Genomic DNA, 24,392 nt, shown 5'->3' with positions numbered 1-24,392 from the left:
GGAGTTTAATGATGAACAAGGACAACCTGACACTGCATTACTTCGACGCCGAAATGCGCTACCTGCGTGAGGCTGGGCAGGAATTCGCCGAAGCGTTCCCGGACCGCGCGGCGCAACTGAACCTGGACAAACCGGGGGCGCCAGATCCCTACGTGGAGCGTCTGTTCGAAGGCTTTGCCTTCCTGATGGGCCGCTTGCGCGAAAAACTTGACGATGACCTGCCGGAGCTGACTGAAGGTCTGGTCAGCCTGTTGTGGCCACATTACCTGCGCACCATTCCGTCACTGTCCATTGTCGAACTGGCGCCGCAAGTGGGGGAAATGAAATGCAGCAAAGTGATTGGCGCAGGTTTTGAGGTGCTGTCGCAGCCCATCGGTCCCAAACGCACCCAATGCCGATACACCACCACCCAGGATTTGACACTACGGCCGATGACCCTGGATTCCGTGCGGCTGGACCACGAGCCAGACGGGCGCTCACTGCTGAGGCTGCGCTTCACCCGCGGCACGATGGCTAAATGGAGCGAGATCGACCTCAGTTACCTGCCGCTTTACCTCAATGCCGATGCGCCGATGGCCAGTGCACTGCATCAGGCTCTGGCCCTCAACGCTGAAACGTTGTATGTGCGCCTGCCAGACGATTGCGAACGCTATCCGCTGGATGGATATTTTTCACCCAAAGGCTTTGCCGATGAGGATCGCTTGTGGCCCAAGGGCGACAGTGCCTTCAGCGGCTATCAGCTGCTGCTTGAGTATTTCACCTTCCGCGAGAAGTTCATGTTCGTGCATCTGCGTGGGTTGGAGCAGTTCACCATCAGGCCGGACGCGACGTGGTTCGAACTGGAGGTGGTGCTGCGCGAACAGTGGCCGCAGGCATTCAACCTGAGCGCCCAGCACATTCGCCTGCATGCGGTTCCGGTGATCAATCTTTTCAAACTGGAGTCCGACCCGCTGACGCTGCAACCGCTGCAGACTGATTACCTGCTTCGCCCCATGCGCTTGCAGGACGGTCATACCGAAATTTACTCGGTGGATCAGGTCAGCGGGTCGAAGAATGGCGAGCGCCAGGACTATGTACCGTTCAGCAGCTTCCGCCACAAGGGCGGCATGTTGCGTGACGAATCCCCTGAACGTTACTTCCATACCCGGCTGAAACGCGGCACCAATGGTCTGCATGACACTTGGCTGATCCTTGGTGGCGAAGGCTTTGACGAAGACTTGGCGCGCAATAACAAAAGTCTGTCGCTGCACCTGACCGGCACGCACGGCCAACTCCCGCGCAAGGCGCTGCAAAGCACCTTGCTCGACACACCGGCGCAGTCCTCCCAGGTGGGTCTGCGGGTGCGTAATCTCTGCGCGCCAACCTTGCCGTGCTACCCGCCAAACCGCGACCGCTTCCACTGGCGCGTGCTCAGTCATCTGGGCTCGAATTTCCTGCCGATGCTCGACAACGCCGAAGTGCTGCGCGGCACGCTGGCGCTGTACGACTGGACGGGCAGCGAACTCAATCGTCGACGCCTGGCCGCCATCGTTGAGGTCAAACACTACCTGCTGCAGCGTTTCGAAAAAGGCTTTTTGCTGCGCGGTGTGGCCATCGACGTCACCCTTGATTCCAACGGTTTTTCCGGCGAAGGCGACATCAGCCTGTTCGGCGAAATGCTCCATCGCTTCTTCGCCTTGTACGCCGACATTCATCTGTTCAACCAGCTCACGCTGATCCTTCAACCTACTGGAAAGTGCCTGCGATGGAACGAGAACCACAGTCAGCGTATTCCCGGCTGAAAGCCAGTGGCTTGCTGCAAATACTGGAAGGGCGAGTGGCCGAGGCCAACCTGTATCGCTTCTGCCAGTTACTGGAGCAGGCATTGCCTGATCATCCGCCACTGGGCAGCACCACCCACCCGGCCGATGACCCGGTGCGTTTCCGGCCCGACCCCGGCATGGGCTTTCCCGCCGGTGAATTGCGGGGGATCGAAACTGACGAAAATCATCCGCTGCGCCCGGCCACGGTGCGCACACGCCTGTTGGGCCTGTATGGCGTTGACTCGCCGTTGCCGACGGCCTTCCTCGACGACATCGCCCAGCGTCGGGAAGGGCATGAAGCGCTGGAGGGTTTCCTCGATATCTTCAACCACCGGATCTTCACCCAGTTCTACCGAATCTGGCGCAAATATTCGTACCCGGCCACCTTCGAAGCAGGCGCTGCCGATAAGACGTCGCAGTGCCTGCTGGGTCTGATCGGCCTCGGGATTCCCGGCACCGCGCAACGCATCGCCACACCTGTATCGCGGTTTCTGGCGCTGCTCAGTGTGATGCGCCTGCCGACCCGCAACGCCGAGGGTATTACCGCGCTGGTGACGCTGCTCGCCCCTCAAACCCGGGCGCAGGTGGCGCCGCACTGGCCGCTGAAAATCGCCCTGAAGCAGGCCGCCGGTCTGTCCAGCCGATACCCGGTGAGCTTGTCACAAGGCACGCCGCTGGGGGCGTCTGGCCACGACGCCAACAGTCAGATGCACTTGGCGCTGTTCACCGAGGATCAGCAAGAGGCCCAAGGCTGGTTGCCCGGTGGGCAGTTGTACAACGATCTGCGGGTGCTGCTGCGGGTGTACCTGGGCTGGCGCTGCACCGCGAAACTCAAGCTGTCGCTACCCCTGCGCAGCCTGCCGCCACCGGTGTTGGGCGGCGAGCCCGTATTGCTGGGCATGACCGGTGTGCTGGGGCTGAAAGGTCGCACCGGACAGGACGCGGATAACGCCACGATCACCATCAACCTGGGCCGCTACCAAGGCCTCGACAACCTTCCCGACGACAAGGACAGACCGCATGGCATGTACCGTTTCTAACCCCCTGATGATCGCTGCACTCAGTGCGCTGCTGACCGGCTGCGGCTTGACCCAATCGGTGACGGAGTCCACCGCATCCACCGCCCACGGGATTTTCTACAAGCAAGTCAAAACCCTGCACTTGGACATCAGTTCCAGGGTCGCGATGAACACCCAAGCCACGGAGATGAGCGGCTTGTCGGTGCCAACGTTGGTGCGGGTGTACCAGTTGCGCTCCAACAAGTCCGTGGAAAAAGCCAGCTATGACAACTTGCTCAGCGAAGACGATCGCGTGCTCAGTAGCGATCTGCTGGACACGCGCACGGTGGTGGTCAAGCCCGGTGAAGGCGCACAGCTGAGCGTGCCGATGGACAAGGACGCGCAGGTCGTCACGGTCGTCGCGTTGTTTCGCCAACCCGATGCCGAACTCAACACCTGGCGTTTGACGCTGACCCGTGATGACCTGAACCCGGATCGGGCACGGGTCATCGAGTTGGGGGACAACCGACTGACATTGCGCCCGTTGGCCAAGGAGTAACCCATGCCGGAGTTGAATCCCTCGCTCTATGAAACGCTGTTGCAGAACTTCAATGGGGACCTGGGCCTGCATCAAGTCAGCGAAGAGGACCAGTACACGCTCTCGGTACTGGACAACGTGCAACGCATCCTCAACAGCCGTGCCGGCACACTCGCGCACCTGCCCGATTACGGTCTCACGGACATGGGCCAGATCCTGCAGGGGCTGCCGGGAACGGCGCATACCTTGATGAGGACCCTGCAAGACACGCTGCTCAAGTACGAACCCCGGCTGGCGGCCATCAGCATCCAATTACTGCCGCAGGTTCAACCGGGATATTTGGACTACGCGCTGGAGGCGCAACTGCGTAGCGGCAAACAGGTGAGTTTCGGCACGACGCTGGCACCCGAGGGCAAAGTCCTGGTGCGTCACCTGAAGCGCCAGAGCTGGTTGGCGCAATCGAACCTGTAACCCAAAGGAGGCGCGATGACGGCGTTATTTGAAATGTGCATCAGGGTGGGTGGCGATCCGCGCGACTTCAGTGAGTTTGCAGCGTTGCGTGAAGAGTTGGCCAAGCTTAATCACCCCGCATGCCCGGATGTGGACTGGGCGAGGGTCGAGCAACTGTGTCTGACGCTGTTCCAGAAGAACGGCGCAGACCTGCAATCGGCCGCGGCCTTTGCATTGGCGCGCAGTCAGCGCCACGGTTTGGACGGCATGGCCCAGGGCGTGGCGCTGATAGGGACCCTCGGCTGCGAAGGGGCGAACCTATGGCCACCCATGCCTTCGCTTCGGCTGGATATCCTGACCTGGCTGTTCGTTCAGTTGCAGTCGTTGCTGCGCAGCCTGCGCTTGGACATGCACAGCCTGCCCGCACTTGTGCATCTGGATACCGAAATGCTGCGTTTACAGTGGCGGCTGGATCACCCGATGCCAATCCACTCATTGCAAGCCCTGCGTCAGCAGATCGAAAGTCTGAGGCATCGCTTGCAGCTGAACACCGCGATGGGCAGTGCTCTACAACTGACCTCCAGCGAAACACAGTCGGCCCGGTTGATGCCCATCGTGATTTGGCCGGCCAACCCTGTGCCTGAGATCAAACCGACTGCGCGGCGGCGCATCATTTGGCTAGGTGCCGTGGCGGCAACCCTCCTTCTGGCCGGTGGCGTCTGGTGGAGCCTGTATGGCTGGAACAATCAGGGTCAGCATGGCGTGATGGCGCTGTTCCAGCAGCAACAGCCGATCCCCACACCCGTACGCCTGGACAGCCTGGCACTGTTCGACGCCGGCAGCGCCGAACTCAAGCCTGGTTCGACCAAGGTACTGATCAATGCACTCATCGACATCAAGGCCCAACCCGGTTGGCTGATTGTCATCAGCGGGCACTCGGATGATCGGGGCAACCCCGAACAGAACCGCCAACTGTCACACGCCCGCGCCTCGGCCGTACGTGGCTGGATGCAACGCATGGGTGACATTCCCGACAGTTGTTTTGCCGTGCAAGGGGTCGCCGCCAGCCAACCGATCGCCAGCAATGAAACGGAATCCGGGCGCACGGCCAACCGTCGAGTCGATATCAGTCTGGTGCCACAGGCGGGGGCCTGCGGGCAATCGTCTGTTGGCTCCGTATAGCAAGACCGTAGGAGCGAGCACGCTCGCGAGGGTCGTTAACGATTACGCGTGCCAACTGATTCAACGCGGCGCATTTGAATTCATCGCGAGCATGCTCGCTCCTACAGACTATCGGAGTGCCGGCCTCCTGTAGGAGCGAGCACGCTCGCGAGGGTCGTTAACGATTACGTGTGCCAACTGATTCAACGCGGCGTCCTTGAATTCATCGCGTTCATGCTCGCTCCTACAGACAATCGGAGTGCCGGCCTCCTGTAGGAGCGAGCACGCTCGCGAGGGTCGTTAACGATTACGTGTGCCAACTGATTCAACGCGGCGTCCTTGAATTCATCGCGAGCATGCTCGCTCCTACAGGTTTCCTGGGTTGAATCACCTGGCAAGGCCAGGCTGCTTAACGGTCAGGCCTTGCTGGCGGCCAGGTAAGCGCCCAGGCGTTTGCCCATTTCCTCGCCCAAGGCTTGCAAGCCGCTCATGGGGCGGACCATTACTTCGAAATCGACGATTTTTCCCTCCTCGTTGAAGCGGATCATGTCGATGCCCTTGAGCTGCTTCTCGCCAACCCTGGCGCTGAACTCAAGGATGACATTCAAGCCATCGGCGGTTGCCAACTCACGGTGGTAGGCAAAGTCTTCGAACACCTTGGATACCGTGTTGAGAATCATCGAGACCACCGGCGCGCCAGGATACGGCGTGTGCGCCATTGGCGAGCGGAACACCGCTTGCGGGTCCAGCAGGTCGGGCAGGGCCTTGAGGTCGCCGGTGCGGATCATCGCGTGCCACAGGCTCAGGGACTCCGCGGCCTTGGGATGCAGTTGCAGTTCAGACATCGTCAACTCCTGTTTTTTGTTGTTGTTGTTCAAATTTGCCTGATGGGTTGTTACCGAAATGCCGAGCAATGACCTGTGCCGCGTCATTGGCCCATGCACTGTAGATCAATGGCCCGGGGTGGAAACCGTCCGCGGCCATGGAACCGGCCACGGGCGCCAAATGGGTGGTCAGCATCGTACAGCGATCCATGCGCTCGACCAGATGTGCAAGACGCGCATTAAAGCGCACGGCCCGTTGACCCAGGTACCAGCGCAGCGGTTGCGGCAGTGCCGGAAACAGATGCATGGGGGGAAGAGGGGAGACGACGATCAGCTTGGCGCCAAACTTGCCGATCAGCACCTCCATCAATTGTTGCTGCCGGGCGATCCATTGATCCGCCGTCAGCCTGCCGGTGACATCGTTGACGCCGATGGACAGCAGTGCCACGTCGAACCGCTCCAGCGCCTGCTGCCCGAGCCGCTCCAGTAACCCTTGCGAGTCCAGGCCCGACTGGGCCGAGAGCTTCCAGCAGACCCGAAAATCCCTGGCCAGGCGATTGACCAACTGGCCGCTCAAGGCCTCGGCCTGGGTCGATACCCCGACACCTGCTGCGGCGCTGTCGCCGAGAATTATCAGGCGCAGGGGGGCGCCAATACCGGCTTCGCCTTCGCGCTCACCCTCGGCTTCAGGCAATATCGGGGTGACCCGGCGGGTGTACAGGCCCTGCATCAGCAGCACGGGGCCGAGCATGATTTTGGCCAGGGTTTCGGTTTTGCTCATGGCAAAGGGCCTTGGGATTGATGTCGCTAGGCTGCCAGAACCTTGTCTGGTGCGTCACCGGTCATATCCGCCGAAAATAGGGCAGTAGAAGTAGTTTCTATAACGGCTTCGGACCACTTGTAGGAGCGAGGCTTGCCCGCGATGGACGTCAACGATAACGCGGGCAGTTTGAATGTCCGCGGTGTCTGAGTATTTTTCGCGGGCAAGCCTCGCTCCTACAAATGGTTCCAAGGATAGGTACACCGTCTTGAGCGAACCACACTTGCTTATGAAACCGCCAACGGCAGCGAAAAACTGAACACCGCACCACACGGCTCCAGATTCTGCGCCCAGATATCCCCCCGATGCCGGCCAATGATGTTCTTGCACAACGCCAGGCCAATCCCATTGCCGCTGACCTTGGAGGAGAAGAAGCCATCGAACAGTTTCTCCTGCGCCTCGGCTTGAATCCCCCGGCCGCAGTCTTCGATCCGCACCAGCGCCACATCGCCGTCGCGGCTGGCCTGTATGCGCAGGACGCGGCGTTCAAGGGGCAGGTCGACCATTTCTTCGATGGCGTTGAACGCCAGGTTGAGGATCACCTGGCCGATCAGCACTTTCTCGCAACTGACCCGCAGCGGCTGCGGTGAAGGGGCGATGTCGACCCGTATCAGGCTCGGATCGGCCCGCAGGCTGATGAAGTAGCGGGTTTCGCGCAGCAGTTCGTTGAGGTCGATCAGTTCTTCGCTTTTCTCCAGCTTGACCACGTAATCGCGCACGCTCTTGATGATCACCGACGCGTGCTCGATTTGCCGCACGGCGTTGTGCAAACCCCAGGCGACGCCTTGGTCGGCCTCGGCGGCGTTGCCCAGGCGAATCAACGCGCCTTCGATGAAATTGCGGGTGGCGGCCAGCGGCTGGCTCAGTTCGTGGGCGATGGCCACGGCCATTTCGCCCATGGCGTTGTAGCGCGCCAGGTATTCGATTTTCTGTTCGCTGACCCGCCGCGCCTCTTCTGCCTGCACCTGATCGGTGACATCGCGAAACAGCAGCAGATGCCCCACCAGATCGTCTTCGATCTCGATGTAGCGGCAGGTTGCGTCATGCCAGCGCCATTCGCCGTCCCGACGTTGCACCTTGTAGTGCACGCTGAACGGCAGGTGTTCGGGCGTCTCGTTGGACAGTTGCTGCAGCAGGCGTTGGCGCGAAGCGTCGTCACACCAGCCGAGAAAGTTCTTGCCGATCAGTTGCTGCACTTTGCTGTTGAGCAGATGCGCACCGGAGTCGCTGATAAACCGAATCTCGCCCTCGGGGCCCAGCACTGCCACGCCCTCGGCCAGGTCTTGCATGAACGCTTTGAGCCGGCTTTCGAAGCGTTTGAGGTCGCGCTTGACCTTGTCTTCCTTGGAAATGTCGCGGAACTGCACCATCAGTACATCGCGACCTTGCAGGTGCACCAGCGTCGCCACCGCCTCGGACAGAATCTCCACCCCTTGCTTGGAGCGGTAGCACCACTCGATGGCGCGCTGGCCGGTACGGGCGGCGCCTTCGAGCCAGCGCAAGCCCACCGAACGCCGGTACTTGGGCGCATCGCGGGTCATGTCCGGGGCTTTGAGCGGAGTGAGTTCTTCGAGGGTAAAGCCCAATGCCGACAAGGCCGCAGCGTTGGCCCAGAGAATCTCCTTGCTGTGGGCATCGTGAAGAATGATGCACAGCGGCATGGCTTCGATCAGCGTGAAAAAGTCGTTCTGTTCAGGCAAATACATCGCGCAGCCCTTGGCGGCAGGGGATTGAGACCGGTGAACCGGAAGTATGGCGTTTTATACCGGCTCATGCGCGGGGAAGCGCTCAGAGGTAACCGGGGGCGGACTAGGGGTTTTCTTTAGTTGGGGGGCTGCACGCACCAATAGTTGCCGTCGGATGCGGTTTTTACACTGGCTCCCAATGCAAGGGTAGCCACCCACATAGGTGGGTGACACATGAAAAATCTGCGTCACACGCATCACTTGTAGGAGCCGGCTTGCTGGCGATGGCGGCGTCAAGAACACCGCTAATTTTGCTGGTCTCATCGCCAGCAAGCCGGCTCCTACAGGATCGTTTGGCAGTTGTCTGTCGTTACCTGTGCCCTCTAACAATAAGCAAAACGGAGAAAGCCCATGCTGCGTTCAGCGGTCGCGCAACAAGACGCATCGATCGGCGTTGACGAAAATGTCGTCGACAGCCAGGCATTCCAGCGAGTCCTGGATGAAGTGCGTCAGCGTCGCGAGGAGTTCGACAGTGTTTCCCATGTACCACGGGACATGATCGAGCGCTTCAAACAGGTGGGCATCTACCGCGCCGCCACGCCAAAGTGCTTCGGCGGCGACGCCTTGGCGCCTGCAAAATTCCTGCAGATGATCGAGCGTATCTCCGAAGCCGACGGTTCCGCTGGCTGGGTTGCCAGTTTCGGCAGCGCCGGCGTCTATCTGGCCGCCTTGCCACAAGAAACCCTGGCTGAACTCTATGCCGACAGCCCCGATCTGGTGTTCGCCGGTGGTCTGTTCCCGCTGCAACCGGCTGAAGCCGTCGAAGGTGGCTGGCAAGTCAACGGCACCTGGAAATTCGCCAGCGGCTGCAAAGGCGCTGACTTGCTGGGCGTGGGTATCGGCGCGGCGGGCGGCAAGCCACGCACTGCCGTGTTCCGTCCGGATCAAGTGGAAATCGTCGAGAACTGGGACGTGGTCGGCCTCAAGGGCACCGGTAGCCACGATCTGCGTGTCACCAACAAGCGCATCGACGAGCGTTGGACCTTCATTCGCGGCGGTGCGGCGACCATCGACGAACCACTGTTCCGCTACCCATCGATTGCCTACGCCGCGCAAGTGCTGGCCGTGGTCAACCTGGGCCTGGCTCGCGCTGCCATCGACGAAGTCAGTCGCATGGCCAACGGCGGTGGCATCACCGGCGCGCCTAAGTTGTCCGACCGCGCCTATGTGCGCATCGAAATCGCCAAGGCCGAAGCCAAGCTCGCTGCCGCCCGTGCCTTTTTCTACAACACCACCGAACAGGTGTGGGACTCGATCCTGGCCGGCAACCCGGTCACCCCGGAGCAGACCAGCCAGTTGCGACTGTCGGCGATCCACGTCTCCCAGGCCGGCGCCGCCGTGGTGCAGAGCGCCTACAGCCTGGCCGGGACCACCGCCATTTACCTGCGCCATCCGCTGCAACGCTACCTGCGCGATTCGATGGTGGTGACCCAGCACGCCTTCCTCAGCGAAGGTCTGTACGACGGCGCAGGCTCGGTGTTCCTCGGCGTACAGCCGTTCCCGGGCTACATCTGAATTCCAACCCATTTTTCAGTCTTCAAATTCAAGGATCAACAGCATGTCCCAAGCTACCCAGGAACCGTTGCGCGTCGTCTTCTGCATCGGCATCACCCAGAATTTTTTCGACCTGCCTACCGGCGAAGGCCTGAGCGTGTGGAAGGGCTTCAGCAAAATGATGGCCGACCTCGGCGCGATGCCCGGCATCACCGTGCTCGGCGCGATGGATGACGACCGCCTGATGGTCGGCCCGTCCACCACCTCGCCATGGACTGTGTACATCATGGCCGATGTCGACTGCCACCAAACGGTGATTGACGCCTGTAACCTGTTCCGCACCACGCCTGTAAACGAGTACAGCCTGTGGCGCTACGCGAAAGTCGAAGCGCGCATCGGCCGTCCGTTGACCATCCCTGATGCGGCCAAGGTGTAAGCCATGAACGAGGCCTTGCTCCAGCGTCTGGCGACGCTCGAAGGGGAAAGCGCGGTGCGTCGCCTGATGGCGCGCTACATGGACCTCTGCGATGTGCCAAGAGCGGCGGTGCATGTCAGTCAGTTGGCGCAGTTGTTTACCGAAGATGCGGTCTGGGAAGGCGTTGGTCGCGAGACCGCGCAGACCTTCGGTCAGCATCGCGGACGCGAGGCCGTGGCGGCATTTGTCGGCGGTTACCTGCCGCCGTCGGATCACTTCAGCCTGAACCTGCATTACCTCACCAGCGAGTCGATCGTGGTCGACGGCAACGCGGCGCAGGGGCAGTGGATCATGCAGCAGATCTCCACCTACGCCGATGGCCGCAACGAGTTGTTCGGCACCCGCCTGAACATCGATTTCCGTTGTGTCGACGGCACCTGGCTGATCGCGCACTTCCGCACGCAACGTTTGTTCAACACTGACTTGAACAAAAAGGAGCTAGGCGCATGAGTACCTTCATCAGCGAATTCCTGCTCGGTGGCAACGGCAAGCGCGTTGCGATCAAGGACTCCATCGACATCGCCGGCTACCCGACCCGCTCGGGCAGTCGCGCGTTCGCCGATGCCCCGGCAGCCACGAAAAATGCCGAAGTCGTGGACGCGATTCTCGGCGCCGGCTGGCAGATCGTTGGCAAGACCAACCTGCATGAACTGGCGTTTGGCGTCACCGGTATCAACGACTGGACCGGCACGCCGATCAACCCGCAAGCGCCAGACCGTGTTCCAGGCGGCTCTTCCAGTGGTTCGGCGTCGGCGGTTGCCGCAGGCCTGGCGGACATCGCTATTGGTACCGACACCGGTGGATCGGTGCGGGTCCCGGCAGCGTGCTGCGGGGTTGCCGGGCTCAAGCCGACCTATGGCCGTGTCAGCCGCGTCGGTGCTCATCCCTTGGAGTCCAGCCTCGACTGCGTCGGGCCGTTCGCCAAAACCATGGACGACCTGATTGCCGCGATGCAGGTGATTTGCCCAGGTTTTGCCGTTCAGGGCTTGCCTGGTGACGGCGCCAAAGTCGGCTTTCTGGAAGTGGCCTGCGACGCGCACTTGCAAGCCAGCCTGGGTGCTGCCGCCGACCGTGCCGGCTGGCGTCGCAGCAGCCTGCACCTGAGCGAATTCGAAGCCGCCTTCGCCGCCGGCCTGACCGTGATCAATTTTGAAAACTGGGCGGCCTTCGGTCACCTGACCGGTCAGGACCTGATCGGTGCAGACGTGGAAACCCGTTTGCTGGCCGCCAGCCGTACGACGCGTGAAGAGCTCGCAGCGGCCGAAGCCGTACGCGGCCGTTTTACCCAGCAGGTGGATGCTGCATTGGAAGAGTTCGCGGTGCTGCTGCTGCCGACCTTGCCGAGCCTGCCACCCACCCTGAGCGAAGCGCGCGGCGGCAGCAAGGCCGTGGCCGGCATGACCCCACTGGTACGGCCTTTCAACCTCAGCGGCCATCCGGCGCTGACGGTGCCGGTGGAACTCGATTGCGGTGGGCTGAAAGTCGGCCTGCAAATCGTTGGCCGTAAAGGACAGGACGAAGTGGTCTGCGCCTTTGGTGCGCAACTGCAACAGAGCATGGCCGGTTAACGGCGCGGCTCTACAAACGAAATCATAACAAGAAGCCATGAGGAGAACCGCATGAGCACTCATGAATACACGCTGATCGCAACGTCGAAAAGCCCCGAAGAGCTGGTCCAGCACGACCGCGTCGACGTCTCGCTGTACAACGACCCGGCGCTGTTCGAAGCCGAACTGGACAAGATTTTCTACCGCACCTGGGTGTGGGTTGCCCACGAAAGCGAAGTGCGCAACAGCGGCGACTTCAAGACCGCAATGATCGGTCGTCGCCCAGTGATTGTCGTGCGCGACAAGAAAAACAACATCAACGTCCTGGAAAACCGTTGCCGCCACCGTGGCGCCACCGTGTGCGAGAAGCACAAGGGCAACGCCACCGGATTCACTTGCCCGTACCACAGCTGGTCCTATGGCCTGGACGGCAAGCTGCGTGCGCTGCCATACCCGGACGGCTATGAAGGCATCCTGGAAAAGTCCGAGCTGCCACTGACCAGCCTGCGCGTTGAAAGCTACGCCGGCATGATCTTCGCCAGCTACAACGACGAGATCGAGCCGCTGGAAGACTTCCTTGGCGGTGCCAAGCACTGGATGGACCTGTTCATGAAGCAGGGCGCCGGCTACCCGATCAAGACCCAGGGCGAACACAAGTTCAGCTTCAAGGGCAACTGGAAGATCCAGCTGGAAAACACCACCGACGGTTATCACTTCCCGATCGTGCACAAGTCGTTCATGTCGTCGGTGGATGAAGAAACCTCGGAAATGCTCTCGTTCATGACCGACGAACAAGCCGTGACCCATTCGCTGGGCAACGGCCACAGCGTGATGGTGATGGTGCCGGAGCACGTCGACCTGGATCACGACGACGGTACCGAACAGTTGCAAGAGCGTTTCGCCCACGTCACCGAAGAACTGTCGAAAACCATGGAGCCTGCACAGGTTCGCCGCATCGTGCGCTCGCTGCACGGCGCCGGGTTCAACCTGAACCTGTTCCCTAACGTGGCCATGTCGATGTCGTTCTTCCGCGTGTTGCGCCCAGTGTCGGTCACCGAAACGGAAATCCGTCACGTGGCCCTGGGCATGGACGGCGGCCCGGAAATCGCCAACCGCGAACGCATGCGCATTCACGAACACTTCCAGGGCCCGTTCGGTTTCGGCAGCCCCGACGATGCCGAAGCCTGGGACCGCGTGCAGCGCGGCTCGTATGCCGGCGTCGATGCACCGATCCTGGTCAACCGCGGCCTGAACCGCGAAATCACTGCTGAAAACGGCGACAAGGTCTCCCATGCCACCGACGAAGGCGGCATGCGCGGTGCCTACGACATGTGGAAAAGGATGATGAGCCAATGAGCAATCAAGACACCCTGAACGGTTTCACCGGCCCGTTGGCCCAGGCCATCGAATTCATCTGGCGCGAAGCCGAGCTGCTGGACCACAAGAACTACGCCGAGTGGGCGACCTTGTGGAGCGAAAGCGGCAAGTACATCGTGCCGATCGACCCGGACACCGAAGACTTCGAGGCAACGCTCAACTACGCCTACGACGATGCACGCATGCGTGCCCTGCGTATCGAACGCTTGAGCGCCGGCTACTCGCCGTCGGCGGTGGACGCGGCGAAGACCATCCGTACCATCTCGCGTTTCCGCCTGGTGGAAGCGGCCGGTGACATCGTTGAAGTCAACTCGGCGCAGGTGCTGTACGCCTACAAGCGCGGCGTGCACACGCCGTTCGTGGCGGACCTGAACCACCGCATTCGCTTCACCGACGGCGTGCCATCGCTGGAGCGCAAGGTTGTGCGTTTGATCAACTCCACCGACAGCCTGAGCGCGCTCGGCTTCCTGCTGTGAGGGCAACATCATGAGTCGAGTAGCCCTGGTCACAGGTGCCTCGCGCGGACTGGGCGAGTGCATCGCCCGCCGTCTGCACGCGGCGGGTTATCGCGTCGGCCTGGCCGACGTGCGCCTCGATGGCGTTCAGCAGCTGGCCGCCGAGCTGGATGGCAGCGGTGCCACCGCCGTCGCCATCGAGCTGGATGTACGCAGCAAAACCGACTTCCAGCGTGCTCGCGACGTGCTCGCTGAACGCTGGGGCGGCACCGACATTCTGGTGAACAACGCCGGCGTGTCGAAAGTCGCGGCGCTGATGGACATCACGCCTGAGGAGTTCGACGAGTCGATGGCGATCAACCTGCGCGGCACTTTCGTCGCCTGCCAGGTGTTCGGTGCGCACTTCGCCGAGCGTGGCTTCGGCCGGATCGTCAACATCGCGTCCCTGGCCGGGCAGAACGGCGGCACCGCCACTGGCGCGCACTATGCCGCTGCCAAGGGCGGCGTGGCGACGCTGACCAAGGTCTTCGCCCGTGAATTGGCGCCCCGTGGCGTGACGGTCAACAGCATCTCGCCAGGTCCTTTGGACTTGCCGGTGGTGCGCGAAACCGTGGCCCCGGAGCGTCTGGAGCAGATTTTGAAGATGATCCCGGCGGGCAGCCTCGGCGACCCGACGTTCATCGCCGACAGCGTCCTGCTGCTGATCTCCGACAACGCGATCTCTGTAACCGGCGCGTGCCTGGACATCAATGGCGGCTTGTACATGCGTTGAGCAGCCCAGGATTTACGCAACACCTGTAGGAGCCGGCTTGCTGGCGATAGCGGTGAATCAGACGCTGCAATGCTGACTGGATTGCCGCCATCGCCAGCAAGCCGGCTCCTACAGAGCGCAATAACAAGAACTCAAACACAGTATTCAGGTGATGCAATGATGAAGGTGAAGATCGAAAGGATCGTCGACGAAGCGCTGGATATCCGTTCCTTTCGCCTCGTGCGCAGTGACGGCCAGCCGCTCGACACCTATGAGCCGGGTGCCCACGTCGACCTGACCGGTCCGACCGGCGTAACCCGCCAATATTCCCTGTGCAGCCCGCCACAGGACCGCCGCGCCTATCTGGTAGCGGTGAAAAAAGAGCCGAAATCGCGTGGCGGCTCGCAAGCCTTGCACGAGCAGGTCGAAGAGGGCATGGAGCTGGAAATGGGGGCGCCGCGCAACCTGTTCCGCCTCGATTCTGCCGCCCGCGAACACGTGCTGTTCGCTGCCGGTATCGGTGTCACGCCGCTCTTGAGCATGGCCTATCGACTGGCGGAAAGTGGCCAGCCGTATCGCCTGCATTACTTTGCCCGCTCGGCCGAGTACGCAGCGTTCACCGAACTGCTGGCGACGAATTTTGCCGACCACGTGGAGTTCCACTACGGTGTGGAACCTGCGGACCTGGACGCTGCGCTGAGCGAGTGCCTGGGCCGTGCCGGTAGCGACGCCCACGTCTACACCTGCGGCCCGGCGCCGTTCATGAACAAGGTGGTGGAAGTGGCATCGCGCAGCCGCTCGGACGATGCCATTCACCTGGAACACTTCGCTGCAGATCCGGCTGCCAACAGTGCCCCGGCCGGCAGCTTTGAGGTGGAACTGGCCAGCTCCGGCGTGGTACTGCACGTGCCGGCCGACAGCAGCCTGGTGGATGTACTGCAGGCCCATGGTTGCGACATCGACACCGAGTGCCGCGAAGGCATTTGCGGAACCTGCATCGTTGAGGTGCTGGACGGTGTGCCGGAGCATCGCGACAACTGCCTGTCGAACAAGGAAAAGGCGTCCAACAAGCAGATTTGCGCCTGCGTTTCCCGGGCACTTTCCGCTCGTCTGGTATTGGATATTTAAACGCTTTCAAGGCTGGAAAGCAGACGCCGGAGCCTGTTGAATGGGCGCCGGCGGCCGTCGAGGGAGGGATGGCCGGATCATGAAAGATTTTTAACGAACCGCTCGACGAAGCGGTCGGAAAATAACAACAAAAAAACGTGAGGCTTTGCGGACATGATTACAGCATCGGCGGTGCGCAATGAGGCGTTCGAAAGCTGGCTGAGCCAGGTGAACCAGGCCTGCGGGCGCTTCGACGCCCGCGCGCTGGATACCGATTTTTACGGCGAGCTGGCGGAGTTTCGTGGGGGCGCGATCAAGCTCAGCGTGGTCGACATGGCCCATGTGCACCTGTATCGCACCAGCAAGGATGTCAGTGTCAGCAGCGATGGCCACTACTATGCGGTGTTCCAGCTGCGCGGCAGCTCGCAACTGGAGCAGGGTGACAGCCGTGCACGATTGGGTTGTGGCGACATTGCCCTGATCGATGCCAGCCGCCCGAGTGACATGACCTACAACGAAGACTCGCGGCAGTTGTCGTTGATCCTGCCGCGCCAGGTGGTCGAGCGGGGTTCGCATTTCAAAGCGGTCAATTGCGCCACGCGTATCGCGTCCAGCAATCCCCTGGCGGCGATGGCCAACCGACTGGTGTTGGAAACCCGCCAGCAGGAAGGGTTGGACATGCAGGAAAGCGAAGCGGTGCTCGACGCCCTGGCCAGCCTGCTATTGCCGGGGATCAGTGGGCGCGACAGCAATGGCGATATCCACGAGCGGCAGTTCCGCAAGATCATTGCGTTTATCGACGAACACATCAGCGACGAAGAACTCTGCCCGGAGCTGATTGCCCGGGAAGTGGGGATTTCCGTGCGCGGTCTGTACCGGATGTTCTCCAAGCGCGGTCTGGTAGTGGCGCAGTACATCAAGCACCGTCGCCTGGACTTCTGTGCGGAAAACCTGCGTCGCAACGATGTCGAGCAGAAGCTGTCGGCGCTGTGCTATGCGTGGGGCTTTTCCGATTCCAGCTACTTCTCCTCGGCGTTCAAATCGCGCTTCGGCGTGTCCCCCGGTGCTTATCGCAAGCGCTACAGCCAGAACTGAAAACCCAAGCCCAATGTAGGAGCTGCCGCAGGCTGCGATCTTTTGATCTTGTTTTTAAAAATCAAAATCAAAAGATCGCAGCCTGCGGCAGCTCCTACGGTTTTGGTGTGTGTCAGATGGAATGGATGTTGGATGTGCCGGCCTCATCGCGGGCAAGCCCGCTCCCACAGGGATCGGTGTCGTACACAGAGTTTGTGAACACCATCAATACCTGTGGGAGCGGGCTTGCCCGCGATGAGGGCCTCAATTTCTTTGAAGTGCTAGGCCTCTAACATCTGAATCAATGCCGCACCGGCTCCTCACCCGGCAAATGCAGCACCTCGCGCACCAGCATGGCAATGCTGCTCACGCCCATTTTTTCCTTGATCTTGGTGCGGTGCACATCAACGGTTTTCACGCTGATGTTCAGCTCCCGGGCGATCACTTTGCTGGCTTTGCCATCGATCACCAACATCAGCACTTCGCGCTCACGGCTGGTCAGCAGGGCCAGTTTGCCTTGCAGGTTCTGGCGTTGCTCCTGATCGGCCTGGGCGTGTACGGCGGCCTTCAGGGCGGCCTGGATGCGGTCGATCATCTGCTGCGGGTTGTAGGGCTTCTCGACGAAGTCCAGCGCGCCGTTCTTCATCGCCGTCACCGACATCGGTATATCACCATGGGCCGAGACGAAAATGGTCGGCAAGGTGCTGCCGCGCTGGTTGAGGATTTCCTGCAACTGGAAGCCGCTGGTTTCCGGCATGCGTACGTCCAGTACCAGGCAGGCCGGTTGCTTGGGGTCGTACTGGCTGAGGAACTCTTCGGCGCCGGCAAAGCACTGCGCCTGGACGCTGACCGACTCCAATAGCCAGGCCAGCGAGGTCCGCAGGTCCTTGTCGTCGTCAACGATGTAAACAATCGGTTTGCGGGTTTCCATCTGGGCTGCCACGAAAAATTCTATTTATTGTGTTCGCTCGCGAGCACGCGCGGCGGGCATCGGCTCATCTTTTTGGAGCCAGATAGCAGAATACCCACTGTGGCCGGCCCTTGCGATAAAGAAACCACCTAGTCGACTAGCGGAAAGCCTACCTTCGCGTGGGGATCGTCAGAATGGTTGCGTGCCGCGGCCGGCCTTAATCTTGTTCCATCACCTACGGACCGCAAACGAACGGTCCTCCTGAAGGAAGGGGCAAAGACATGGCCGACCTGAGCCAGCAGCAAATCGACTTTCGCAACGCCATGGCGCAACTGCCGGCCGCGGTGAACATCATCACCACCAATGGCCCTGGCGGTCGTTGCGGCATCACCGCCAGCGCCGTGTGCTCGGTCACCGATTCGCCGCCCACCGTATTGGTCTGCGTCAACCGTAACAGCGCCACCCATGACGTATTCCGCACCAACGGCCGGTTGTGCGTCAACGTGCTGTGCGGCGAGCAGGAAGAACTGGCCCGCCACTTCGCGGGCATGACCAAGGTGCCGATGGACGAACGCTTCGCCTGGGACCTGTGGGACGACGGCGCCGCCGACGTGCCGGTGCTGCGTGACGCCCTGGTGCAGCTGGAAGGGCGCATCAGCGAGTGCAAGGAAGTGGGCTCGCATTCGGTGATGTTCGTGGAGTTGACGAAGGTTGGCGTGCGCGAGCCGCGCGATAGCCTGGTGTATTTCAACCGCCTGTTCCATCGCCTGGACCACGCCGTCGCCACTTGCTGATAGACCGCTTTATCTTCATCGCGGGCAAGTCGGGTCGACGCATCGCTCGCTCCTACAGACAATGGATACCTGTAGGCGCGAGCGGTGCGGCGACCCGACTTGCCCGCGATGGCAGTCTCTATGTCGCCATGGACGTAGAATTTTCCGGCCTCATTGCGAGCAGACTCGCTTGTTCAGGTCCGAACCAAGGGCGTAAAGGGGACAGATTTACTGGACCCCCCGCCCACAGGTGATTCCAGCCGCTCGACAAAATTCGCATTTCAATCTGAGCAATCTTGTCATTTGCCAAGGCTTAGGGCAGGGTCGACCCCACTGACATCTCTGCCAAAGGAGTCACCCATGTCTAAGCTATATCCCAGTATCGATCCTGAGGGGCTGGTCGAGTACTCAGTGGTCTACACCGACCGCTCGCTCAACCACATGTCGCAGTCATTCCAAGGCGTGATGAAGAACATTTCCACGACCCTGAAACAGGTCTACAACGCCCAGGCCGTTGCGGTGGTCCCGGGCAGCGGCACATTTGGCATGGAAGCGGTGGCGCGACAGTTTGCCACCGACCAGCAATGCCTGGTGATACGCAACGGCTGGTTCAGTTACCGCTGGAGCCAGATCCTTGAGATGGGCAACATCCCGGCGGCCACTACGGTGTTGAAAGCCCGACCGGTCGATACCGGTCGCCAGGCGGCCTACGCGCCACCCCCTCTGGACGAAGTGCTGGCAGCCATTGCCGCGCACAAGCCGCAGATTGTCTTCGCCCCCCACGTTGAAACCTCATCCGGGATTATCCTGCCCGACGAGTACCTGCGGGCCGTCGGCGATGCCGTGCATGCGGTGGGTGGCCTGTTCGTGCTGGACTGCATCGCCTCGGGAACGATTTGGGTTGATATGCACAAATGCGCGGTAGACCTGCTGATCAGCGCACCACAGAAAGGCTGGAGTTCCTCCCCTTGCTGCGCCCTGGTAATGCTCAGTTCTTTGGCCCTCGAGCGCATCGAACACACGCAAAGCAGCAGCTTTGCCTGCGACCTGAAAAAGTGGCTTCAGATCATGCAGGCCTACGAACAGGGCGGGCATGCCTACCATGCAACCATGCCCAGCGACTCCCTCGCGCGATTTAACGAAGTGATGAAAGAGACACAAGCCTACGGCTTCGACAAGGTCCGCGACGAACAGCAGGCTCTGGGCGATCGGGTGCGCGCAGTGTTGACCGGCAAAGGCATCAAAAGCGTGGCCGCCGCCGGCTTTCAGGCGCCTGGCGTCGTGGTGAGCTACACCGATGATGCCGACATCAAGAGCGGCAAGAAATTTGCCAACCATGGCCTGCAGATCGCCGCCGGCGTGCCGTTGCAATGCGACGAGCCGGCCGACTTCCAGACCTTCCGCATCGGACTGTTCGGACTCGAAAAACTGCACAATATCGAGCGCACGGTCAGCACCCTCGAGCAGGCACTGGACGAGGTGATGGTTAACTAAGCCCTCATCTTGCCCCTGTAGGAGCGAGCATGCTCGCGATGAACGTCAACGATGACGCGGGCTGTCTGGATGCCCGAGTTGTCCTGGCGTTTTTCGCGAGCGTGCTCGCTCCTACAAGGAGTTGGTGATCCCCCAACGGCCAGGTCTGATCCTCTCCCGGTGCTGCTCCAATCGTAAAAACCGTTCAAGGATTATCATTGTGGGCAATGACGGCCGTGGCAAAACGGCCCTTGCCCACGGCGCGATCCGCAGCACATGCCCGCGTTCCCCTGTAGGAGCGAGCATGCTCGCGATGGACGTCAACGATGACGCGGGCTTTCTGGATGCCCGAGTTGTCCTGGCGTTTTTCGCGAGCGTGCTCGCTCCTACAAGGGGTTGGTGATCCCCCAACAGCCAGGTCTGATCCTCTCCCAGTGCTGCTCCAATCGTAAAAACCGTTCAGGGATTATCATTGTGGGCAATGACGGCCGTGGCAAAACCGCCCTTGCCCTCGGCGCGATCCGCAGCACATGCCCGCGTTCCCCTGTAGGAGCGAGCATGCTCGCGATGGACGTCAACGATGACGCGGGCTGTCTGGATGCCCGAGTTGTCCTGGCGTTTTTCGCGAGCGTGCTCGCTCCTACAAGGGTTGGTGATCCCCCAACGGCCAGGTCTGATCCTCTCCCGGTGCTGCTTCAATCGTAAAAACCGTTCAAGGATTATCATTGTGGGCAATGACGGCCGTGGCAAAACGGCCCTTGCCCTCGGCGCAATCCGCAGCACATGCCCGCGTTCCCCTGTAGGAGCGAGCATGCTCGCGATGGACGTCAACGATGACGCGGGCTTTCTGGATGCCCGAGTTGTCCTGGCGTTTTTCGCGAGCGTGCTCGCTCCTACAAGGGTTGGTGATCCCCCAACAGCCAGGTCTGATCCTCTCCCGGTGCTGCTCCAATCGTAAAAACCGTTCAGCGATTATCATTGTGGGCAATGACGGCCGTGGCAAAACCGCCCTTGCCCTCGGCGCGATCAGTAGTGCAGCGCTTTCGTACCGATGAGAGAACCTGGAACATAGTCACAGGAGCCACCTATGCTCTGGACAACGACCCCGACATCAATGTCAGTTGGGCCATGGCCTGACTCGGCGAGTTGCCGGTGGCACAGTTCCGGTCCACAACGACAACGTCCGGATTCAAGCCATGGCTGGAAACAGAACTTGGCGCTACTGATGCTCTGTTGACGGAACCCGACTCAATCGTGGAGTGAACCCAGCATGACCTCGGCCCATAAACTGTTTGTCGGCGTCGCAGTGGCCTGCCTGCTACTCGCCGGTTGTACCTCCCAGGTCACTGAGCGCGAGCAATACTCCGGCTTCTTGTCCAACTACAACGACCTGAAAGAAGTGACCACCACCACGGGTGAGCAGTCATTGCGCTGGGTGAGCCCATCGTGGAACCCGGATGCTTATGACACCATCGCGTTCAGGGCGCTGGAGTTTTATCCGGCTCCAAAACCCAATGAACAGGTTAATCAGCAGACACTGGCTGACTTGCAGAACTACATGTCCAGGAAAGCCAAAAGTGTGCTGGGCCGCAAGTACAAAAGGGCATCCAGCGCGGCGGCTGCACCGGCGGGGTCACACCCCTTGGTCCTGCGTGCGGCCATCACGGGCGTCAGCGCTTCGAACGAAGGCATGAAGTGGTATGAGGTGATGCCGATCGCCGCCGTTGTCGGCGCGACACAGGCCGTCACCGGCCATCGGGATCAAGACACGAATCTGTACATCGAAGCCGAGTTCATCGATGCGAAAACCAACCAGACGATGGCCAAAGTGGTGCGTAAGGTATTCGGCAGCCAGTTAGAGAACGAGAGTCAGAAAATTACAACCAAAGACTTTAAAGCCGCTATCGACAAAATGAACACCGATCTGTGGTCGTTCGTTCATCAATGAAGTGAGTGCTTCGGGTTATTTGCGATTCGTTTTGAAAGGCATTCATCCATTGCAGGTGTTCGCCAGCCTCAGCAATGAAAGTGGGTTGTATGGAGGCAATCAGCAAACAGAGAGGTACTTGCAGTCTGTGTTTCTATACTGACTCCCCGGATAGCCCAGGTGCTGCGTACGGAACACTTCCCCCCAAACTGCATAACCCTGGATTGGTTAAACACCACAGCGCGGTCTAGTGTCGTATTGTCCATTTCCCATGGCGCAGGCGACGACTCTGACTTGGGGTTTACCGGATTTCATTGGAGATATTCAGTATTGGTTTTCAACACTCGAAATTTCACTCTGTCCTCGGGGCTCAAGCTGCTGCTAACGTTATGCGTGATTAGCCTGCTTGGCTGTTCACGTAGCGACGAGGTAGGGCAGTGTAATGCGGCGCCCAAAGCGCCTGCTCGACAGGTGGTCATCATCGGCATCGACGGCCTGCGTACCGATGCGGTCAGTCCGGCACTGACCCCCTTCCTGTCCCAGTTGGCTGAGTCCAAGGGGTTGGCTTGGGGGAGGGTCGATGTCAGCAATGGTCGCACGCAACAGACTTATTCCGCGCCTGGCTGGGTCAGTGTGCTCACCGCGAGTTGGGCAAGCGCACATGGCATTGTTGATAACGACAGCCCGGGTCCCATCAAAAGCCAAACCGTGTTTGAGCGTCTTCAAACCCGCAAGGCCGCTAGTCGCAGCATTCTCATTACCTCCTGGAAGCCGTTGTACAACTTGATCGAGGGGCGTTTGCGGGGTTTTCCGGCGCTAAACCATGCGGCTTTTTTGCGTAAGAACGATACAGCGGTTGAGCAGGAAGTATTGACCACCTGGCGTACCTGCCAGCCCGATCTGGCTTTCATTCATCTCGATGCTGTAGACGAAGCGGGCCATGCCAGTGCTTTCGACCCCTCTGATCCGGGCTACGCTGGCGCCGTGCAAGAAACAGACGCTCGCATTCGTCGTCTCTGGGAGAAGGCATTTGCGTCACCCTCCGCCCAGGGGGCAATGCCTCAGCGCCTGGTCATTTTTGTCAGTGATCACGGGGGCTTCGGCAACAAGCACGGCCGCTATTCAGAAGCTGAGCGCTGGGCGCCGCTGCTGGCCATATCGCCGTCTGGTTATCCGGCAGTGAAGATCAGCGAGTTGGTTGATATTGGCCAGGCTTCGCTGGATTTCGTCCAGTGAGGGTTTGACTGTCCCGGCTCAGATAGACATCCCCGATAAAGTCCTGGACTCACGGCGGCCCATTGTGACTGGCCGCTTTTTATTGCGACCTGCCGGCCGGGGCTGTAGTCGACCGAAAAATGCGCTCGCAATGATGCTTTCGCGGGCGCTGTATTTACGATCGGTCAACGAGGAAACAAAAACGTCACCGCTGCACGAAACCCCCAGCCTTGCGGCCCATCCTCGGGGCTGTCAATCCAGTATCTGGGGCCCGCCTGGATCGTCAGGGGATGCCCGCTGATTCTCAATAGTTGGGTGACTGTCAGGTTGATGGGCACCGACCATTCGCGCGATTGCCAGTCATAGGTTGATTCGGTGTTGATGCCATAAGTGGTCAGCGCCGTGGTGGTGTAGGAAAGGAAGGGTTGCAGGAATGTCTGATTGACCTTTTCCTTGTCGTCCGGCGGGCTGCCGTCCAAACCCCAGATATGGTTGGCGAGTATGCCGCGGGTCCAGCCATTTGATTGCTTGAGTGCCACGGCGGTCGGGCCGGCGCCCCATTGTTCGTTGCTCAATAACTCGTTACTGCCGGTTGGAATCAACAGAGCAGGGCCGGCGCCAAGGATCCAGCCACTCTCGGTAGGCCGGCGCGGGGAAAAGAAAAAGCTTTGCGTGATATCCCCCACACCCGACTTGTCAGCAACGCCATTGGGTGCCAGTCCGTGTTGGTCGATGACAGGCAGGATGGTGCGTGAAATCAGGTTCCAGTCTTCATTCAACGTGAACGGCAGCACCGGCTGGATATTCGTCACGCTGTGCATGCCCTCACCGGTGGGCCCCATCTTCTGATCCCAGTTGTACTGCACGGGCAGGCTGTACATGGCGGCCACAGGATTGAGCGCCGCTTTGGCCAGTTCTGCGGAGTCGTCGGCTTGGGCAATACCGACCTGAGCGACAACCACAATGACCGACAAGTACGTGAGATGGATTCCTTGCATGTGCTCTCCTGGTGGCGCGTGTCGAGTGATCGCCCATAGACGATAGTCGTTATCTTTTACACCGTGAAAAAACCTGCCCTGCGATTCCATGGAGAGCCTGCCGCATCAATGAGCAAAGCCGTCGGTCAGCTACGGTCACTCTTTTTGCTCAGGGGTTCAAACTGCGGGGTGCGACTCCAACGGAGGCGTACGACCCTGAGCACTACCTTATTGAGCGCGATGACCGCAGCGCTGCTGGGTGCCGCCTGCCAACTGGGCCGCTGAACCGAAACGCCGTGGAGTTTTGTTCGACGGCGTTTAACCTTGGGGGCTGTGCCGGCCCCAAAAGATCGCAGCCTGCGGCAGCTCCTACAGGGAACCGTATTCCTCTGTAGGAGCTGCCGCAGGCTGCGATCTTTTGATCTTGCTCTTTATTTGCCATCCCCAAAAATGCCCGTATCGCGCGATACGGGCATTTTTCATTTCAGGTCAGGACTCA

General features: G+C 60.4%; 23 protein-coding genes. 18 read left to right on the top strand and 5 right to left on the bottom strand.

Annotated elements, in window-relative coordinates:
• Positions 1–11 precede the first annotated feature (11 nt).
• The 5 genes from tssF to ABTV22_RS18075 are packed head-to-tail and all read left to right on the top strand — an operon-like array spanning position 12 to position 4,970.
• Positions 12–1,781, top strand: coding sequence for a type VI secretion system baseplate subunit TssF (tssF, locus tag ABTV22_RS18095; protein ID WP_433735865.1), 1,770 nt, complete (start codon positions 12–14; stop codon positions 1,779–1,781).
• Entirely contained in the window at positions 1,745–2,842 is a 1,098-nt protein-coding gene (gene tssG / locus ABTV22_RS18090) for a type VI secretion system baseplate subunit TssG (RefSeq protein WP_433735864.1), read from the top strand. The genes tssF and tssG overlap by 37 nt, the downstream gene beginning before the upstream one ends.
• The gene (gene tssJ, locus ABTV22_RS18085; protein WP_433735863.1) at positions 2,823–3,359 is read left to right on the top strand and encodes a type VI secretion system lipoprotein TssJ; all 537 of its coding nucleotides are present in this window, start codon (positions 2,823–2,825) and stop codon (positions 3,357–3,359) included. Before tssG ends, tssJ begins: the two co-directional genes overlap by 20 nt.
• Positions 3,360–3,362: 3 nt before the next feature.
• The gene (gene tssE, locus ABTV22_RS18080; RefSeq protein ID WP_433735862.1) at positions 3,363–3,809 is read left to right on the top strand and encodes a type VI secretion system baseplate subunit TssE; all 447 of its coding nucleotides are present in this window, start codon (positions 3,363–3,365) and stop codon (positions 3,807–3,809) included.
• A gap of 15 nt (positions 3,810–3,824) precedes the next feature.
• Complete coding sequence (locus ABTV22_RS18075; protein WP_433735861.1) at positions 3,825–4,970, top strand: OmpA family protein; 1,146 nt, start codon at positions 3,825–3,827, stop codon at positions 4,968–4,970.
• A 395-nt stretch (positions 4,971–5,365) separates the two neighbouring features.
• On the opposite strand, the gene ABTV22_RS18070 is transcribed toward ABTV22_RS18075, so the two are convergent.
• The 3 genes from ABTV22_RS18070 to ABTV22_RS18060 all read right to left on the bottom strand — a co-directional run bounded on the left by ABTV22_RS18070 (position 5,366) and on the right by ABTV22_RS18060 (position 8,299).
• A complete protein-coding gene (locus tag ABTV22_RS18070; protein WP_433735860.1) occupies positions 5,366–5,794 on the bottom strand; it encodes a nuclear transport factor 2 family protein in 429 nt (142 codons plus the stop codon).
• A complete protein-coding gene (locus ABTV22_RS18065; protein ID WP_433735859.1) occupies positions 5,787–6,554 on the bottom strand; it encodes an SGNH/GDSL hydrolase family protein in 768 nt (255 codons plus the stop codon). The genes ABTV22_RS18070 and ABTV22_RS18065 overlap by 8 nt, the downstream gene beginning before the upstream one ends.
• Before the next feature lie 266 nt (positions 6,555–6,820).
• Positions 6,821–8,299, bottom strand: a complete 1,479-nt coding sequence (locus ABTV22_RS18060) for a PAS domain-containing sensor histidine kinase (RefSeq protein WP_433735858.1) — start codon at positions 8,297–8,299, stop codon at positions 6,821–6,823.
• Between the two features lie 390 nt (positions 8,300–8,689).
• Between ABTV22_RS18060 and ABTV22_RS18055 the strand changes: the two genes are divergently transcribed.
• From ABTV22_RS18055 to feaR, 9 genes are all read left to right on the top strand, one after another.
• A complete protein-coding gene (locus tag ABTV22_RS18055; protein WP_433735857.1) occupies positions 8,690–9,853 on the top strand; it encodes an acyl-CoA dehydrogenase family protein in 1,164 nt (387 codons plus the stop codon).
• Positions 9,854–9,896: 43 nt separating this feature from the next.
• On the top strand, positions 9,897–10,268 hold the full coding sequence (locus ABTV22_RS18050; protein WP_093222363.1) for a hypothetical protein: 372 nt from the start codon (positions 9,897–9,899) through the stop codon (positions 10,266–10,268).
• Positions 10,269–10,271: 3 nt separating this feature from the next.
• A complete protein-coding gene (locus ABTV22_RS18045; RefSeq protein ID WP_433735856.1) occupies positions 10,272–10,757 on the top strand; it encodes a nuclear transport factor 2 family protein in 486 nt (161 codons plus the stop codon).
• Positions 10,754–11,875 carry an amidase gene (locus ABTV22_RS18040; RefSeq protein WP_433735855.1) on the top strand — a complete coding sequence of 374 codons (1,122 nt, stop codon included), beginning with the start codon at positions 10,754–10,756 and terminating at the stop codon, positions 11,873–11,875. Before ABTV22_RS18045 ends, ABTV22_RS18040 begins: the two co-directional genes overlap by 4 nt.
• Positions 11,876–11,926: 51 nt before the next feature.
• A complete protein-coding gene (locus tag ABTV22_RS18035; protein WP_433735854.1) occupies positions 11,927–13,210 on the top strand; it encodes an aromatic ring-hydroxylating oxygenase subunit alpha in 1,284 nt (427 codons plus the stop codon).
• On the top strand, positions 13,207–13,707 hold the full coding sequence (locus ABTV22_RS18030; RefSeq protein WP_433735853.1) for an aromatic-ring-hydroxylating dioxygenase subunit beta: 501 nt from the start codon (positions 13,207–13,209) through the stop codon (positions 13,705–13,707). Before ABTV22_RS18035 ends, ABTV22_RS18030 begins: the two co-directional genes overlap by 4 nt.
• Positions 13,708–13,717: 10 nt before the next feature.
• Entirely contained in the window at positions 13,718–14,458 is a 741-nt protein-coding gene (locus ABTV22_RS18025; RefSeq protein WP_433735852.1) for an SDR family NAD(P)-dependent oxidoreductase, read from the top strand.
• A 156-nt stretch (positions 14,459–14,614) separates the two neighbouring features.
• Positions 14,615–15,565, top strand: a complete 951-nt coding sequence (locus ABTV22_RS18020; RefSeq protein ID WP_433735851.1) for a PDR/VanB family oxidoreductase — start codon at positions 14,615–14,617, stop codon at positions 15,563–15,565.
• A gap of 153 nt (positions 15,566–15,718) precedes the next feature.
• A complete protein-coding gene (feaR, locus tag ABTV22_RS18015; protein WP_433735850.1) occupies positions 15,719–16,639 on the top strand; it encodes a transcriptional regulator FeaR in 921 nt (306 codons plus the stop codon).
• A gap of 280 nt (positions 16,640–16,919) precedes the next feature.
• Here feaR and ABTV22_RS18010 read toward each other — a convergent pair whose 3' ends face one another.
• Entirely contained in the window at positions 16,920–17,549 is a 630-nt protein-coding gene (locus ABTV22_RS18010) for a response regulator transcription factor (RefSeq protein WP_433741438.1), read from the bottom strand.
• A gap of 260 nt (positions 17,550–17,809) precedes the next feature.
• Here ABTV22_RS18010 and hpaC point away from each other — a divergent pair, with 260 nt between their 5' ends.
• The 4 genes from hpaC to ABTV22_RS17990 all read left to right on the top strand — a co-directional run bounded on the left by hpaC (position 17,810) and on the right by ABTV22_RS17990 (position 22,937).
• The gene (gene hpaC / locus ABTV22_RS18005; protein WP_433735849.1) at positions 17,810–18,322 is read left to right on the top strand and encodes a 4-hydroxyphenylacetate 3-monooxygenase, reductase component; all 513 of its coding nucleotides are present in this window, start codon (positions 17,810–17,812) and stop codon (positions 18,320–18,322) included.
• Positions 18,323–18,661: 339 nt separating this feature from the next.
• Positions 18,662–19,795 (top strand): alanine--glyoxylate aminotransferase family protein, encoded by a 1,134-nt coding sequence (locus tag ABTV22_RS18000; RefSeq protein ID WP_433735848.1) that lies wholly within the window; start codon positions 18,662–18,664, stop codon positions 19,793–19,795.
• A 1,249-nt stretch (positions 19,796–21,044) separates the two neighbouring features.
• Positions 21,045–21,722 (top strand): DUF3313 domain-containing protein, encoded by a 678-nt coding sequence (locus tag ABTV22_RS17995; RefSeq protein ID WP_433735847.1) that lies wholly within the window; start codon positions 21,045–21,047, stop codon positions 21,720–21,722.
• A gap of 237 nt (positions 21,723–21,959) precedes the next feature.
• A complete protein-coding gene (locus tag ABTV22_RS17990) occupies positions 21,960–22,937 on the top strand; it encodes an alkaline phosphatase family protein (protein WP_433735846.1) in 978 nt (325 codons plus the stop codon).
• Positions 22,938–23,101: 164 nt separating this feature from the next.
• On the opposite strand, the gene ABTV22_RS17985 is transcribed toward ABTV22_RS17990, so the two are convergent.
• On the bottom strand, positions 23,102–23,914 hold the full coding sequence (locus ABTV22_RS17985; protein WP_433741436.1) for a transporter: 813 nt from the start codon (positions 23,912–23,914) through the stop codon (positions 23,102–23,104).
• Positions 23,915–24,392: the final 478 nt, after the last annotated feature.

The sequence above is a fragment of the Pseudomonas putida genome (genome assembly GCF_050990305.1).
Lineage (GTDB): Bacteria > Pseudomonadota > Gammaproteobacteria > Pseudomonadales > Pseudomonadaceae > Aquipseudomonas > Aquipseudomonas putida_AH.
Note: the sequence above shows the minus strand (reverse complement) of the source record. Positions and strands in the feature narration are given on the sequence as shown.

Coding starts and splice junctions, on each gene's coding strand:
- tssF (WP_433735865.1), top strand. CDS start 12: ATGAACAAGGACAACCTGACACTGCATTACTTCGACGCCGAAATGCGC.
- tssG (WP_433735864.1), top strand. CDS start 1,745: ATGGAACGAGAACCACAGTCAGCGTATTCCCGGCTGAAAGCCAGTGGC.
- tssJ (WP_433735863.1), top strand. CDS start 2,823: ATGGCATGTACCGTTTCTAACCCCCTGATGATCGCTGCACTCAGTGCG.
- tssE (WP_433735862.1), top strand. CDS start 3,363: ATGCCGGAGTTGAATCCCTCGCTCTATGAAACGCTGTTGCAGAACTTC.
- ABTV22_RS18075 (WP_433735861.1), top strand. CDS start 3,825: ATGACGGCGTTATTTGAAATGTGCATCAGGGTGGGTGGCGATCCGCGC.
- ABTV22_RS18070 (WP_433735860.1), bottom strand. CDS start 5,794: ATGTCTGAACTGCAACTGCATCCCAAGGCCGCGGAGTCCCTGAGCCTG.
- ABTV22_RS18065 (WP_433735859.1), bottom strand. CDS start 6,554: ATGAGCAAAACCGAAACCCTGGCCAAAATCATGCTCGGCCCCGTGCTG.
- ABTV22_RS18060 (WP_433735858.1), bottom strand. CDS start 8,299: ATGTATTTGCCTGAACAGAACGACTTTTTCACGCTGATCGAAGCCATG.
- ABTV22_RS18055 (WP_433735857.1), top strand. CDS start 8,690: ATGCTGCGTTCAGCGGTCGCGCAACAAGACGCATCGATCGGCGTTGAC.
- ABTV22_RS18050 (WP_093222363.1), top strand. CDS start 9,897: ATGTCCCAAGCTACCCAGGAACCGTTGCGCGTCGTCTTCTGCATCGGC.
- ABTV22_RS18045 (WP_433735856.1), top strand. CDS start 10,272: ATGAACGAGGCCTTGCTCCAGCGTCTGGCGACGCTCGAAGGGGAAAGC.
- ABTV22_RS18040 (WP_433735855.1), top strand. CDS start 10,754: ATGAGTACCTTCATCAGCGAATTCCTGCTCGGTGGCAACGGCAAGCGC.
- ABTV22_RS18035 (WP_433735854.1), top strand. CDS start 11,927: ATGAGCACTCATGAATACACGCTGATCGCAACGTCGAAAAGCCCCGAA.
- ABTV22_RS18030 (WP_433735853.1), top strand. CDS start 13,207: ATGAGCAATCAAGACACCCTGAACGGTTTCACCGGCCCGTTGGCCCAG.
- ABTV22_RS18025 (WP_433735852.1), top strand. CDS start 13,718: ATGAGTCGAGTAGCCCTGGTCACAGGTGCCTCGCGCGGACTGGGCGAG.
- ABTV22_RS18020 (WP_433735851.1), top strand. CDS start 14,615: ATGATGAAGGTGAAGATCGAAAGGATCGTCGACGAAGCGCTGGATATC.
- feaR (WP_433735850.1), top strand. CDS start 15,719: ATGATTACAGCATCGGCGGTGCGCAATGAGGCGTTCGAAAGCTGGCTG.
- ABTV22_RS18010 (WP_433741438.1), bottom strand. CDS start 17,549: ATGGAAACCCGCAAACCGATTGTTTACATCGTTGACGACGACAAGGAC.
- hpaC (WP_433735849.1), top strand. CDS start 17,810: ATGGCCGACCTGAGCCAGCAGCAAATCGACTTTCGCAACGCCATGGCG.
- ABTV22_RS18000 (WP_433735848.1), top strand. CDS start 18,662: ATGTCTAAGCTATATCCCAGTATCGATCCTGAGGGGCTGGTCGAGTAC.
- ABTV22_RS17995 (WP_433735847.1), top strand. CDS start 21,045: ATGACCTCGGCCCATAAACTGTTTGTCGGCGTCGCAGTGGCCTGCCTG.
- ABTV22_RS17985 (WP_433741436.1), bottom strand. CDS start 23,914: ATGCAAGGAATCCATCTCACGTACTTGTCGGTCATTGTGGTTGTCGCT.